This is a genomic window from Anaerolineales bacterium, assembly GCA_003105035.1.
Lineage (GTDB): Bacteria > Chloroflexota > Anaerolineae > Anaerolineales > UBA4823 > FEB-25.
The window spans coordinates 214,456-229,406 of record PQAL01000018.1 but is presented as its reverse complement, the minus strand read 5'-3'; the positions used below and the strand labels follow the sequence as shown (position 1 = coordinate 229,406).

Sequence of the window (14,951 nt, the reverse complement as noted above, 5' to 3'; positions counted from 1 at the left end):
TTCAAGTGTCCTATGAATAAAACTCCTGTACGCCAATCCTCTCTATCCTCCCAAATCCTCACCATCCTAATCGAACAAATTAGGAATGGCACCTTCCCTCCTGAGACCCCACTGCCACCTGAAAACCAACTGGCAGCCAATTATAAGGTCAGCCGAGCGACTATACGCAGCGCATTTGACCGCCTGGAAGCAATGGGGTTGATCATTCGTCGCCAGGGAGTTGGGACATTTGTCAGGAAAAGCTCGAATATCTCAAACCTGCTCAACCAGTTCATTGATTTCCCACGTTTGATCTCTGATAACGGCTTCGAACCTGGCTATAAGCAGTTGCGTACCGAATTGATCGCCATGAGCCCCGACCAGGCTGAGAGCTTCAAGCTCAATCCAGGTGATAAGCTCCTAGAAATCGAGAAGCTTTTTTTAGCCGACGGTAACCCGATTATTTACTGCATCAACCATATCCCTGAGTGGGTTTTCAAAGAGGCTTTCCCCGGTGAAGAAATATTTGAACCGGGACTCACGGAACCCATATTGGAATTCCTTGAGCAAAAATGTGGACAGTCAATTTCTTATTACGTCTCCTCGGTTAGGGCCGATATTCTAAAAAACTGCGGTATTCCGAAAATATTCAAAAAGATGGACTCCCTCACCCCGGTGCTTGTCATCGACGAAATCGGATATAACCGTGACGAACAGCCAGTTCACCAATCCATTGAGTATCACCCAGGCAACCGCATGAGCTTCAAATTGATCCGTTCGCGTAACGGGACATAAGTTTTCTTTGCCGGTTTCCTATCCGCGAAGGTTATTGAGCAGATCAATCCGTGATTGTGATGATCCCCATCAACACAGGTAATCCTGTCAACAGAAAACTTGCCTACCCAATTCAACTCATAACGCGAGGATCCCACGATGCCACTCAATGGATTTAAATGCAAAAAACCCTACGAGATCCTTTCAAAGGATGAAATTGAAAGGATCCATCAAGGTTCCCTTGATGTACTGGCAGAAACTGGGATGACCGTCGTACATGAACGTGCCTTATGCATCCTTGAGGAAGGTGGATGCGAGGTAGACCATGACATCCGCCGGGTGAGATTCCCTCAGGCAATTGTGGACTGGGCTATCCAACAATGTCCGGAGAGGTTTTTGCTCAAGGCCCGAAATCCTGAGCTGAGCCTCGATCTGGGTGGAGAAACCGTATATTTTGCTTCCTTCCCAGGATTTACCTGGCTTGACATCGACACCATGGAACGCCATGAAGCCACGGTAGACGAATGCGCCAGGCTTGTGCGCCTTTGTGATGCACTGCCCCTGGTTCACACGTTATGCCAGCCTGTAGCCCACCTGGGAGATAAGCCTCCCCAGGTTGAGCTGGAGTGGGTGCACGCCACCGAGCTGCGTAATACTGATAAAACGATCATGGGCACCGCATTCGGTGGCAGCTCGAAATGGCTGGTGCAAATGGTGGCAGTCACCAATCAGCAAACCTTGGGAGGCATATGCATCTCTTCCCCACTTGCCATACCAGCCGACCAGGCTCAAGGTATAATCGACTACGCTGAATCGGGCAATCCACAACTTATTCTAAGCGGTCCTTCAAAGGGAGCAACGGGTCCGGCAACCATGGCTGGCACACTTGTGCTTCAGAATGCTGAGATCTTGGGAGGAACCGTGTTGGCGCAACTGGTCAATCCGGGCTGTGGCGTAATGTACATGGGATACTCAACCCCCATGGACATGCGCTATGGCAGCATGGCCAGCGGTGCAGTGGAAGTGGGACTCATGGGTGTGGCAACAGCTCAACTTGCCAAGTATTATGGTATGCCATCGGGGGTTTTTTATCCCATGACTGATGCCAAGATTCCAGATCCCCAGGCAATCTTTGAAAAGCACTTGCAGACCTACCTATGTGCCACTGCTGGGGTGAACTACATCATGCCGCTGGGTGGCTTGGATAACGAAGGTTCGCATTCACCGGTGCAGATGATTATCGATCACGAAGTCTGTCGAATGGTGGGAAAAGTTCTGGATGGTATCAAAATTGATGAAGAACACCTAGCCATTGACCTGATCAAGCAAATCGGTCCACCTCCAGGCAATTATCTAAAAACCAAGCATACCCGCTCCCACTGGCAGGAGGAATATATTCTCTCGGATGTGATCGTGCGGGAGAATTATAAAGCCTGGGTGGATGGCGGTAGTCGTGGGATCGTGGAGCGGGCTGCAGAAGTTGCTCGACGCTTGATGGAAACCCACCAACCCAATCCCCTTCCTCCTGAATCAGACCGCGAGCTGGACAAAATCCTCCAGGCAGCTGAAAAAGAGAAAATCAGGCATTGAAATGGGCGGCAATAATGATCCACAACTATCCTGTACCTTTATAGAAAGGTGATACATGCACAACAACCGGCTTCCCCTTATCCTCGATCGCTCTGAAAATGGCCCTTTCATGAAGGAATCTGCCTATGATCTGGCATTGGCGCGCAAGACGATGGAGCTCGTGCGTAAGCATGGCATTAAATTCGACCGTTCTGTAGTCGTCCCATCAGACGATGACATGGCTGACCGTCTGTACCAGGCAGGGCTGGAGCTATTCCTCGATAAGGGTGTTTATAACCAGTCGACTGAGAGATGTATCCAATTCAAGACAGACGAAGTGGAATCTGCTGTAGCCGAAGCACCTGACACCATCACCATGGGAAGTGGCAAGGATGCACGCCAGGTGCGCCATCGAAAAGTCGAAACGGGTGATCCCTGTATCGTCCATAGTGGGCCAACAGGCACCCCATCTTCCGAGCGGTACCATCCATTGATCCTTTTCAGCTGTGCCCAAGAGCCACTGGTGGACGTCCTGGGCGGCGGGTCTGTATCCACCTATATGAACCAGCTGATTATTCCCGGCTCTCCCTCTGAGATCCTCGGCTGTCGCAAGCAGGCCATGGTTGCCCGGCAAGCCACCCTGATGGCTGGGCGGGGCGGGATGGGCATCAACGATGTCGCTGTCCCACTCACCTGTGCTGGAAAGATGTCGGCATACGACCCCGATACAGGTTTGCGCTCTTGTGACAGCATGCTGGTAGCTATCATGCCAGAGCTTAAGACCAATTATGACCAGCTGTCACGTGTAGCCTTCCAGCAGAGCGTTGGAATGCACATTTGCAACCTGATGACGCCGCTTATCGGCGGGTTAGGAGGTGGGGCAGAGGGTACAGCAGTCGTCACAGTCGCCAGCCATATCATGGGGGCGGTATGCTATAGCGCAGCCTATCACGACATGGGTCACATGAGCCTGCGCTGGTCCCACAATACCGACCGCATGGGATTGTGGATCTATGCCATGGTCGGGCAAGCAATTGCCCGCAATACCCCCATGATCACCACCAATGCCATTTACACCCGCAACGGACTTGGAACTGCAGAGCTGCTGTGGGAAGTAGCCGCCTGCGCAATCGCTTGCACCCCGTGTGGAGTCCACCAGATGGGTATTGGCACCACTGGCGGTAAGGAGACTGACCACACCAGCGGGCTGGAAGCGCGCTTCAACGCGGAGGTAAGCCATGCCGCCCTTGCCTTGAAACGCCAGGAAGCAAATGTGTGCGTGCTCAGGTGCCTTGAGTTTTATGAGAAAAGCATGGATCATCCCAACCCAGGGAAACCTTTCCCCGAACTATATAACACCGACTCGGTTGAACCAGGCGAAGCATGGTTATCAACTTACCAGCAGGTACGGGAAAAGCTGATCGAATTCGGCCTGGATATGGAAGGCGCCTGGAAAAGGGCTCGCAAGGTCTCCAAATTCGCATGAATCGCGCAGTGCAATTATCTAAAAAATATTGGGAACATCTGCACCCCTATGCATAACAACTACTTACCCGAAATCGTTAACAGATCAGAAAACGGCCAATTCATGAAAGAGCAGGCCTTTGACATGGCTCTGGCACGCAAGACCGCTGAGTTGGTTAAAAAACACGCCCTGAAATTTGATAAGCAGGTGCTGGTACCATCCGATGACCCCATGGCGGATCGCCTGTATCAAGCCGGACTGGAACTGTTCCTCGAGATGGGGGTCTACAATCAGTCCACCGAGCGGCGGATTACATTCACACGGGAAGAAGTCGAGGCAACCATTGCAGGTGCTCCAGCAGAGGTTATCCTGGGATGTGGCAAAGACGCGGTGGTTGAACGCCACCGTGAAGTCGAGAGCTTTGAGCCCTGCCGTATGCACAGTGGGCCAACCGGCACTCCTACAAGCGAGAAATATCATCCACTGATCTTGCAGTCCTGTGCGCAGGAGACATGGGTGGACTGCCTGGGTGCCGGATCTTTATCTACCTATTTTGGACGGCTGATCGTTGCAGGGTCCCCAAGCGAAATCCTGGCTTCGCGCAAGGAAGCTGCTGTTGCACGCCAAGCCGTTAGCCAGGCTGGCAGACCGGGCATGCACATCGAAGACGTAGCTGTGCCTCTCACCTGCGCCGGGAAAATGGCAACCTTCGATCCCCAATCTGGATTGCGCACATCGGATGGGTTGCTGGTATCTCAGCTGCCTGAGCTGAAGACGAATTACGACCAGCTTTCACGAGTTGCATACATGCAAAGTATCGGGATGCACATCGTAGACCTGATGACCCCCCTGGTGGGCGGGCTGGGTGGTGGTGCTGAAGGTACGGCGGTTGTAACCGTTGCCAGCCATATCCTTGGCGCAGTGTGTTATCGCGTGTCTTATCACTTCATGGGCCACATGAATCTTCAATGGTCGCACAACACCGACAGGTTGGGCTTGTGGATCCAATCAATGGCAGGCCAGGCACTGGCGCGCAACACCCCCATGGTGTGTGTGAATGACCTATACACCCGCTCAGGTCTGGGGACGAGCGAGGTTTTGTGGGAAGTAGCAGCTGGTGCCATTGTCGGCGCAGTCAGTGGAATGAACCAGCACGGCGTGGGAGCAACCTGTGGCACCAAAACTGACCACACCAGCGGGCTTGAAGCCCGTTTCCAAGCCCAGGTAGCCAACGCTACCCTTGGGCTGACACGCGAGCAGTCGAACAGCTATGTGCTGGATTGCCTAACACATTACGAACACAGCCTGGCAAATCCAAAACCCGGTAAGGCCTTCCCAGAGCTCTATAACACCGACACCCTCGAGCCTGGAGAGGAGTGGCTGGGTATCTACTACCAGGTCTGTCAGGAGCTGACCCGCATGGGTCTGGATATTAATGGAGTCCGGAGAAAGGTACAACATGACAATCATTCCCTCTGATCTGCGTGAAAAACTCGACACAGCCTTGCGGGTAGGAGATAGCGACCAGGCTGAAGCCGTTGCCAGGCAAATATTGGAGAATGGCATTGAGCCTCTTGCGCTGGTACAGCAAGCCCTCGTTCCCACCCTGACCGATGTGGGCCAAAAGTTTCAGGATTTTGAGATTTACCTGCCCGAGCTGATGATGGCTGGTGAAGCCGCCGAGCGTGTGACGGCACTTTTGGAAGAAGCAATGCTGAAAGCTGGCAAGGAAAGCCTCTCATTTGGCACGATCGTCCTGGGGCAGGTCGAGGGAGATATCCACGACATCGGACGGAACATCCTGTGCATCTTGCTAAAATCGCACGGTTTCAGGGTAATCGACCTCGGACGTGATGTAGCGGCTAGCGCTTTCCTCGAGGCTGCCCAGAAGGAAAAAGCCGATATTGTTGGCTTATCCGCTCTGATGACCACCGCCTTGCCTGCCCAGAAGAGGACGATCCACCTATTCTCAGAGGTAGGATTGCGCCATCAGGTCAAGCTCATCATTGGTGGAGGTGCCACTAACCAAACCTGGGCAGACGAGATTGGCGCAGATGGTTACGCACCTGATGCGGCCTCGGCGGTTGACTTATGTAAGCGCTTGCTCGACCAGCCATCGTCAATATAGCTATCTACTCGGAGATTTTTCTTATCCTATCCGGGATAACATCCCGCAGACAAGGCAATAATGATGATAAATACCCTTCGAATAATGGATGTTATTCAACGCAGCTTGAGAGGTCCCATTGTAGATGAGGAGCAGTTCGATCGCGAGCATGTCACCCTGGGTCTCCGTCAGGTGGTCAAGCAGTATGGTATTCGTCTGGATCGCTCGCACGTGGTCAACCTTGACAACGAGCTGGCTGACCGGGTATGGGAGGCAGCCCTGGATTTCCTGGCAAGCAGCGGCATCTACTGCCTCGATACCGGCCGGATTATCCAGTTCAACCGGGCTGAGATCGAGCATATCCTGTCAGAAGCCCCCCAGGAGGTAATCCTGGGAGCGGGCGATGATGCGGTACATGAAAAGTACCGCACGATTGGCGAGACCCGCCCACCACTCAACATGGGTGGGCCGGTCGGCACACCAATTAGTGAAGGGCTGTTCATTCCGGTTATGTTGAGCTACGTCCAAGAACCAGGTGTGGACGTGGTCTGCCCCGGAACACTGAGTACAACCAATGGAAGCGATATTCGAACGCGCTCGCCCCTAGAAATCATGGCTGCCTGGCAGGAATGCGACCAGATGATGCATGTGCTCCAAAAAGCTAACCGCCCTGGTATGGCCATCAACTGTGTTCAGATCAGCATTAGCGATGTCGGTTTCCTTTCTGCGATCAGTCGTGGAGGCTATCGTCCAACGGACATGCATACCCTGGGCATGATCAGTGAGCTGAAAATAAATTTTGAGCAGCTCAACAAAGTGGCGCATGTGATCTACCAAAATGGAATCATCGACCCGTTCGCCAACCCTATTTACGGCGGGTTGGGTGGCGGGAGCGAAGGTATTGCTGTGCTCCTGACTGCCGAGATGGTCGCACTTAACCTGGCCTTCATGGCCGTCTGTCACGGATCATCCCCCACTCACCCGTTCAACTTCAATGACACCAGCCGGGAGATCATGCAGGCCACCAGTCTGGCACTGCAAGCCCTGGCACGCAACAGCCATCTGATGACCAATATGACCGTTTCCCCGGTGGGTGGGCCAGGAACCAAGACCCTGCTCTATGAGTGTGCTGCATTCACCACACTCTGCACAGCCTCCGGTATCAGCCGCATCTTAGGTCCGCGCTCTGCCTGCGGTACCGTACAAGACCATGTCTCAGGCCTGGAGGCGCGCTTTAATGGGAAAGTAGCCCAAGCCGCTGCTCAGCTGAATCGCGAACAGGCGGATGAGATCGTCAAACAAGCCCTTGAAAATTATGAGGATTTACAGGATAAGAAACCATTCGGCCGACCTTTCCAGGAGGTCTATGAACGGGATACAATCCAGCCAACCTCGGAATGGCTGGCAATTTACGACGATGTCCTGGAACAAGTCTCCAACTGGGGTTTGCCGGTTACGTAAATAATGCGTGGGCAACCTTGACTGCCTCAATGGCGTTATCGCCATAGGCATTCGCACCTGCCTTATCGGCCCAATCCTGGCTCACCGGTCCGCCGCCCACGATCACCTTGAAGCGGCCCTTGTACTTCTCGTTCTCACGCAGGATATCAATCACGTCCTTCATCGAAGGTAATGATGGCAGCATCAACGCCGAGAGAGCAATGATATCAGCATTAAACTCCACAGCAGCCTTGATCACGCTCGCGGCAGGGACATCCACGCCCAGATCCCTCAGCTCGAAGCCGTTTACTTCAAGCATGGTTTTGACAATATTTTTTCCAATATCGTGCAGATCACCTGAGACAGTGCAGATTACAATCCTCCCCTTCCTAGACTGCGATGGCTCATCCGCCAGGTAGGGCAACAGCACCTCCTGGATCGCCTTGGTTGTGGAAGCGGAGTTCATCAACTCCGGCAAAAAGATATCCAGCCGGCTAAACTGATCGCCTACTTCTACCAGGGTCGGCTCGATACACTCAATGAAAATCTGAGGGACCTTTTTCCCACGATTCACCAATGCCAAGGCTTCTTTGATCCCGCTTTCTTTATCACCGGCGTGAATTGCTTCAGAGAGGGATTGGTATTCACTGTCCATGATTTACCTGCTCTTTCTTCGATTTGTATTTATTGCAGATTCCTCGATTGATAGAGTTCTCAAGGCTCACTAATCATCCATCACTGCTTTTGAAAAGAGATAATCACCTGGCCATTTTCTTGGGGTGCAGGAATGGAGCGATAATCCTATGCTCATGCACATCCACCAGGCCCATGTCAGTCAGACCGAGCTCAGGAACGGTCGGCAAGGAGATGAATGACAGGCTCATAAAAGGTGCAGGCAGCCTGCACCCAAGATCATAGGCTGCCTGGTTCATTTTTTGTAAGGCTTCGATCACCCATCCGGCTTTATGATCGCTCATTAATCCACCAATGGGTAGGGGCAGCTCAGCCAGGACTTCTTCCCCTTTGCACGCCACTAGTCCACCTTGCTGGCGCTCGATTGCCCTCACACAGCACGCCATGGAGGCATCATCAGCACCTACGACCACGATATTGTGGTGATCGTGCGACACAGAGGATGCCAGAGCCCCCATTTTTAGGTTAAAACCATTAACGAATGTGATTCCGATATTCCCATTCTTTCCATAACGTTCGACCACTGCCAGTTTAAGTACATCCCTTTCAAAATCAGCACGAACATAACCATCGACTACTTCAAGAGTGATTATTTCTCTTTTGTTAACGATCTGGTCAGGAAATATCTTGATCAACCAGGCGTCCACTGATGAGCCATCTTCATGTAGGTGGAAATCTTCAGCCTGCCGACCGTGGGTGATCTTTACCGTTTGGCGCAGCCAATTTGGGAATGGAGATGGATGGATCGCGCGGGTCATCCGACCACCTTCAGCCACCAGCTCCCCCTTGAAGAAGACTTTGTCTGGTCGCAGGTCGGTAAGATTCTTGGTGAGAATGATGTCTGCCCATCTCCCTGGAGTCAGGCTGCCGATATTATGCTCCAGGCGGAAGTGAGTCGCCGCGTTGATCGTCGCCATCTGGATCGCCCGCACCGGTTTCAGCCCGATGGATATGGCTTTCCGCAGCATGTGGTCGATATGGCCTTCCCGGGCGATGTCATCGGGGTGCTTATCATCCGTGCACATCATCCAGTGCCTGGTATCTGCTTTTGCCCTGACCAGCCCACCAACCAGCGCTTCCAGGTTGCGTTCAGTGCTCCCCTCCCGCACCAGGATTGCCATGCCCAACGCCAGCCTTTCCCTGGCCTCATCGTATGATATACACTCATGGTCGTCAGCAATGCATGCGCAAGCGTAAGCTGCCAGGTCTTCCCCGGATAACCCTGCCGTGTGACCGTTGGCAATCTTCCCAGCTGCCTGCGCTTCGACCACCTTCATCAAATATTCCGGCAATTTGCCAAGCACCTTTGAGGGATCCAGCTCCCCCAGGCTGATGGTCATTTTCCAGGACAGCATTTTCTTGGTATCTGCAAATCCCAGGCTGCCCCCGGTTGTTTCCAGGCCTGGGGCGGATGGCACGCGCGACGGCACCTCGACATAGAAATGGTATGGAAGCTCACCCGCAGATTTGACGAATGCTTCCAACCCGGCCATCCCTGCTACGTTGGCAATCTCCATTGGGTCAGCAAATACTGCCGTCGTCCCATGCGGTACGATTAGCTCAGCCAATGCGGATGGGGTAAGCAGGGTTGAATCAACGTGCACATGGGTGTCGATCAATCCGGGTAGGGCGAAATAACCCTTCCCATCGATGATTTGCTTGGCGGTTGACTGGCGATTAACACTCGGTGAAACAATCCGACCTCTAAATACCCCTAACGAGGTGGGCTGGATTTCACTTGAATGAACATTAACCAGCTGCACATCACAAATAACCAGGTCAAGCTCCCGCTCGCCGGAAACCGCTGCAACCAATTCAATGATATCGTCGACTGTTTCCAAGTTAACCGTCCAGTTTTACGATAATGCCGTTAAACCTAGTGTGTGCAATTCTTCTTTGACTTCTTCGTAAAGTGCCAGCCATTCCATCCGGGGTTCAAGGGTATCAAGGTCATAGGCCTGGGTAAAAGGTACACCAGGGTTGCCCGCCGGCTGGTTGAAAATATGCTCATACTTGCGGATCAACTGGTTGACGAGTGCATTGGCTGCTTGCCGGTCCAATCCCTGCCGCGTTACTGCCTGCCCGACCTCCCCCATCCAGCGTGCCTCTAATCCGGTGCAGTTCGGCAACAACCCATCTGCGCTGGCCGGACCTTTCAAATGACCTCCAGACACGGTGATGACGATTGCATTGGCTGCCACTTCATAAAGCAACTCCCTGGTGAGGGCGCCACTCTTTGGGTAAATGTCTCCGAAGATGATGCATGGTGCATGTTGAGCGAATGCCTGGCAAACCACACTTTCCACCCACAATACACTCCTGGTGGTCGTGGAAGTATGCCGGATGTGGATCGGATGGCAGCTGTGGAAATCCGAAAGACATGCCAGGTTGGAAAGCACAAATGATGCCACGTTTACTACTGCAGCACCAGGTGCATCCCCGCCAAGCCCACCAACCACAACGCACGCCAGGGATGAGTTGCGCATGCCATATTCGATCGAATTGGCTGCCTTCATCAGGCTGGTATGATCTACCTTTAGCTCGTTCTGCATCGGGATCAGGTGGGCATCGCAAGGCCGCAGGAACTTAAGATTTGCCACACCCACATCACCATAAGCCGAGACGGAGCTTTCGGCCCCCATCAAGCCCATCCCAGGCCTGCCGGTGTATTCGATTGCTTTCCTCAATAACGTTAACTCACGCTGGGTTGCCAGTAGCTCAAGAGGTGTCCCAGTACGCACCTCCCGTCCATCTACCGTAGCTAAAGACCCGGTTGACAGCATATCGATCAGAGGTTCTTTTGCATAACTGGTCTCGATCGCCAGGAAGTATTCCTCGGGTAGCGATGTCCCTGGGCTACCCCCCCAGACCCTGGGAGGCCGTTCATCCATCACCTTTCTGGAAAACAGGGTGCGTGAATCATTCCCCTCACCCATCGTCAGCTCCCCTGGCATTGACTCCATGCCTGCCTGAATTTCTTCCAGGCTGTACCTGGCAACGCAGTGAGTATCCCGAACATAAACCCCCAACTCGGCTGCCAATGCGATCCCAGCCTGGAAGATCGAGTGGATTAAATCGGGATTGTCCGGGATGAGGCATTCCGGTGACCATGCAATATTATATTGTCGCACTAACCGGCGGACTGTAGAGGCGACCCTTTCAAGATCCCAGGTCTCTTCATCCAGGAACTCGCCTTGAATAGAAAGGTCAAGCAGCTGCTCAAGCCTTTCCCGCTTCCACTCTTGCGAGTGGAACATCGATTAACCTTCCTCGCGAATATAGGGATATCCCAGGTGCTTGGGTGCCAGCGACCTGGCCCGGTTAGCCATCAGAACCACGATTGCTAATACGTAGGGAGCTGCCAGCAGAATTTGATAAGGCAGCTGAATCCCAATCCCCTGCAATTGAAGCTGGAATGCATCCATAAAGGCAAATAATAGGGCTGCCAGTAAGATCCTGCCTGCCTTCCAATTGCCTGCGATTACGATCACCAGTGCCAGCCAGCCTCGGCCAGCAGTAATTTCCGGTAAGAAACGCACCAGTGTCCCTACAGTAATAAACGCACCAGCCAAACCCGACATCACTCCACCAAATAATACCGCCAGGTATTGTAACCTGGTCACGTTTATCCCTTTCATGTCCACAGCACGCGGGTTCTCTCCCAGACTGCGGATCGCCAGGCCGGTATAAGTCCGGTAGAGGAAAAATGCAATCACCGGCACCATGATAAATGCAAGGTATGTGAGCAAGCCCTGATTAAAGAAGATTTGACCCAGGTAAGGAATATCTCCCAGGATGGGAATCTTGACCGTTCCCATGGTTTGGATCGTTGGAATGGATTCTGTACTGGTGCCTTTAAAGGCCACCCGGTACCAGAAAAGCGAAATCCCTGAAGCCAGCAGGTTGAGCGATAGGCCGGTCACGGTTTGATCAACTTTCAGGGTGGAAGCCATAAAAGCCATGATCAGACTCATCAATGCCCCGGTCAACATCGCCGCAGCAAGAGCCAATGGGATCGAGTTAGTATGATAAGCCACCAGGAAAGCTGTGAACGAGCTCATCAACATGGTGCCTTCGATGCCCAGGTTCATCACGCCTGACCGTTCTGTGACCAGCTCCCCCAGGGCACCCAACAACAATGGAGTGGCGATTCTCACCGTTGAAGCTAGCACATTAATAATGATCGCGGTTTGTAAAAGGCTAGTCAACACGTTCGGCTCTCCTAACTCGGAAGCGAGTGAATACCTGCGCGCTTAATAAAGATAACAAGACGATCGCCTGGATAGCAGATGTCAAAGCTGTCGGCACACCTGTCGCGATCCTCATCTGTGCAGATCCGTTGATAATTGCACCGAACAAGATCGCCGCCGGGATAACCCCAATTGGGTTTAGTCCCGCCACCATTGCCACGATGATCCCGGTGTAACCGTATCCAGGAGAGAGGTCGGGTCTCAAGCGATATTGGACTCCAAATAGCTCACCGGCACCTGCCAGTCCTGCCAATGCACCACTGATGAACATGGTGAGAATAATTATTTTATTGATATTGATCCCCTTGAATTTCGCTGCCTGTGGGTTTGACCCGAATGCCCGCAACTGAAATCCAAACGGTGTATGGTTCAGGATAAGGTAAACCAGCATACTGCAGAGGATGGCAATTAAAAAGCCGATGTGCAATCGCGAATTCTCAAATAGGATCGGGTAATAGGCATTCCCACTGATGGGTGCTGTTTGCTGGTAATAGGAACCAGGCTCGCGCCATGGACCAACGCCAGAAAGCAGGAAGGACAGTAAATAATCGATAATATAGTTGCCCATCACCGTGCTGATGATCACATCCACATTGAAATAAGCTTTGAGCAAGCCAGCAATCATACCGCCCACACCACCAGTGATAATCCCTGCCACAATGATGATAGGTACAAGGATGAGCGCAGGCAACCCCTCGAAAATGCGGTAAGCCCAGTATCCGCCGATAGCACCAAGGAAGAATTGACCCTCCTGGCCAATGCTCCAGATCTTGCCCTGGAATGCAATCACGGTGGCTAATCCGGTGAGAATTAACGGAGTGGATTTAACCAGGGTTTCCAGGATAGCGCGTTTATTGCCAAATGCCCCTTTGAATAAATTGGCGAATGCTTCTAGCGGGCTGGCGTTAGCCAGCTGGATCAGGATGGCCGAGATAAGCATCGCTGCAATCAGTGCGATGATGATGGCAATAATCCGCCCTATTGGACTCACGTCCTCTCTTTTTTCAATGCTCAGCTTTGCAAACGGTTTCATGAGGCTTCCTTGTCCACAATGCCAGCCATCAAGAGACCGATACTCTCAAGATTAGCTTCATGAGCATCAAATATTTTTAGGATCCTGCCTTTAAACATCACCGCGATGCGGTCCGATAAGTTGAAGATCTCATCCAGGTCCTCTGAGATCAGTAGGATCCCGATGCCGCTTCGTCTCATATCGAGCAGTTTATTATGGACGTATTCAATCACACCAACATCCAACCCACGCGAGGGTTGGTTGGCCAGCAACACATTAAGTGATTGGCGCAGCTCGCGTGCCAGGATCACTTTTTGCAAGTTGCCACCGGAAAGATAGGAAGTACGTTGCTTTATAGATGGTGTCACGATATCAAACTGGGTGACGCTTTCATCAGCGAATTTTTTTATGTAGGATTTATTCAGAAATGGACCTTTGCGGTAGGGTGGATTTTCTTCCAGGCCAAGGATCAGGTTCTCTTCTACGCTGAAATCCGAGATCAGCCCTGAGCCAATCCGGTCATCCGGTACATGCGCAAGACCTTCATTGGCAATCTTACGCGGGTTGAAACTGGCTACATTTTTTCCACGTAGAAGTACTTCTCCGCTCACTGGTTTCCGCACCCCCACAAGGATCTCAAATAATTCCTTTTGACCATTGCCTGCCACCCCTGCAATACTGAGAATTTCACTACGATGCAGGACCAGGTTGATCCCGTGCAATGCCTCCAAGCCCATATCGCTCTTAGCAAACAGGTCTTTTAACTCAAGGATGGGGTCTCCTCGCTTCACCTCATCTTTATTGACTCGGAAAACCACCTTGCGACCAACCATCATATAAGCCAATTGTTCGCTAGTTACGTCTGATGTATTTACTGTAGCAATCTTTTTTCCCTTTTGCAGCACCGTGACCCGATCAGAGACTTCCATGACTTCTCTGAGTTTGTGGGTGATGAAAATAATCGATAATCCCTCATTTTTCATCCTGCGTAGAACCGAGAATAAGCGATCCGCTTCGGGAGGAGTAAGCACCGCGGTGGGTTCGTCGAGGATCAACAGCTTGACACCCGTATACAAGGCTTTAAGGATCTCGACCCACTGCTGCTCACCCACCGAAAGCTGCCAGATCTTGGCATCCAGGTCGATTTTCACGTCATAAAGATCACATAATGATCTTAGCTTTTTTTCAGTGGCTGGTAAATCAAGCAGTATCCCCTTGTGATCCGTGCCCATAACAATATTCTCGATGACGCTTAGTGGTTCGACCAGAACAAAATGCTGGTGGACCATCCCAATCCCTAAATGGATGGCGTCATTTGGGGAATTAAGGTTACAGCATTCACCATTAAAGCGAATCTCACCTTCATCGGGCTTATAGAATCCATATAAGCATTCTGCCAGGGTGGTCTTCCCCGCGCCATTTTCGCCTAATAGACAATGGATTTCCCCTCTGCGGACATTGAAATCTACTTTATCATCGGCAAGCACCAGAGAAAAGCGTTTTGTTAACTGAACCGCTTCGAGTAAATAGGTTTCCGTATCATCAGTGGCGGCAGGAATGTTGTCTTGATCCAAAAAATCCTCCGGTATGGTAGTGCCCTCGTAAATCTTTTAGGATAAGAAAGACGAGGGCACCTAAATGATTGAACCTCTTTTACGTGAC

The 14,951-nt window shown here is 51.9% G+C and carries 12 protein-coding genes; 6 read left to right on the top strand and 6 right to left on the bottom strand.

Annotation, left to right across the window (positions count from 1 at the left end; all coding sequences use genetic code 11):
* Positions 1–12: 12 nt before the first annotated feature.
* The 6 genes from C3F13_08595 (at position 13) to C3F13_08570 (ending at position 7,355) form a co-directional block, all read left to right on the top strand.
* Entirely contained in the window at positions 13–774 is a 762-nt protein-coding gene (locus tag C3F13_08595; protein PWB53948.1) for a hypothetical protein, read from the top strand.
* A gap of 138 nt (positions 775–912) precedes the next feature.
* Entirely contained in the window at positions 913–2,343 is a 1,431-nt protein-coding gene (locus C3F13_08590; protein PWB53947.1) for a hypothetical protein, read from the top strand.
* 55 nt (positions 2,344–2,398) lie between these two features.
* The gene (locus C3F13_08585; GenBank protein PWB53946.1) at positions 2,399–3,808 is read left to right on the top strand and encodes a hypothetical protein; all 1,410 of its coding nucleotides are present in this window, start codon (positions 2,399–2,401) and stop codon (positions 3,806–3,808) included.
* Positions 3,809–3,856: 48 nt separating this feature from the next.
* Positions 3,857–5,266 (top strand): hypothetical protein, encoded by a 1,410-nt coding sequence (locus C3F13_08580; GenBank protein ID PWB53945.1) that lies wholly within the window; start codon positions 3,857–3,859, stop codon positions 5,264–5,266.
* Positions 5,223–5,915 (top strand): cobalamin-binding protein, encoded by a 693-nt coding sequence (locus tag C3F13_08575; GenBank protein ID PWB53944.1) that lies wholly within the window; start codon positions 5,223–5,225, stop codon positions 5,913–5,915. Before C3F13_08580 ends, C3F13_08575 begins: the two co-directional genes overlap by 44 nt.
* Positions 5,916–5,975: 60 nt before the next feature.
* Positions 5,976–7,355: a hypothetical protein gene (locus tag C3F13_08570; GenBank protein PWB53943.1), complete on the top strand. Its 1,380-nt coding sequence runs from the start codon at positions 5,976–5,978 to the stop codon at positions 7,353–7,355.
* Here the strand turns inward: C3F13_08570 and C3F13_08565 are convergent.
* The 6 genes from C3F13_08565 to C3F13_08540 form a co-directional block, all read right to left on the bottom strand.
* Positions 7,348–7,989 carry a hypothetical protein gene (locus C3F13_08565; GenBank protein PWB53942.1) on the bottom strand — a complete coding sequence of 214 codons (642 nt, stop codon included), beginning with the start codon at positions 7,987–7,989 and terminating at the stop codon, positions 7,348–7,350. The genes C3F13_08570 and C3F13_08565 overlap by 8 nt on opposite strands.
* 103 nt (positions 7,990–8,092) lie before the next feature.
* Positions 8,093–9,868: an adenine deaminase gene (gene ade / locus C3F13_08560; protein PWB53941.1), complete on the bottom strand. Its 1,776-nt coding sequence runs from the start codon at positions 9,866–9,868 to the stop codon at positions 8,093–8,095.
* 15 nt (positions 9,869–9,883) lie between these two features.
* Entirely contained in the window at positions 9,884–11,284 is a 1,401-nt protein-coding gene (locus C3F13_08555) for a hypothetical protein (GenBank protein PWB53940.1), read from the bottom strand.
* Between the two features lie 3 nt (positions 11,285–11,287).
* On the bottom strand, positions 11,288–12,235 hold the full coding sequence (locus tag C3F13_08550; protein ID PWB53958.1) for an ABC transporter permease: 948 nt from the start codon (positions 12,233–12,235) through the stop codon (positions 11,288–11,290).
* Positions 12,228–13,310: an ABC transporter permease gene (locus tag C3F13_08545; GenBank protein PWB53939.1), complete on the bottom strand. Its 1,083-nt coding sequence runs from the start codon at positions 13,308–13,310 to the stop codon at positions 12,228–12,230. Before C3F13_08545 ends, C3F13_08550 begins: the two co-directional genes overlap by 8 nt.
* A complete protein-coding gene (locus C3F13_08540) occupies positions 13,307–14,848 on the bottom strand; it encodes an ABC transporter ATP-binding protein (protein ID PWB53957.1) in 1,542 nt (513 codons plus the stop codon). Before C3F13_08540 ends, C3F13_08545 begins: the two co-directional genes overlap by 4 nt.
* Between the last annotated feature and the right edge of the window lie 103 nt (positions 14,849–14,951).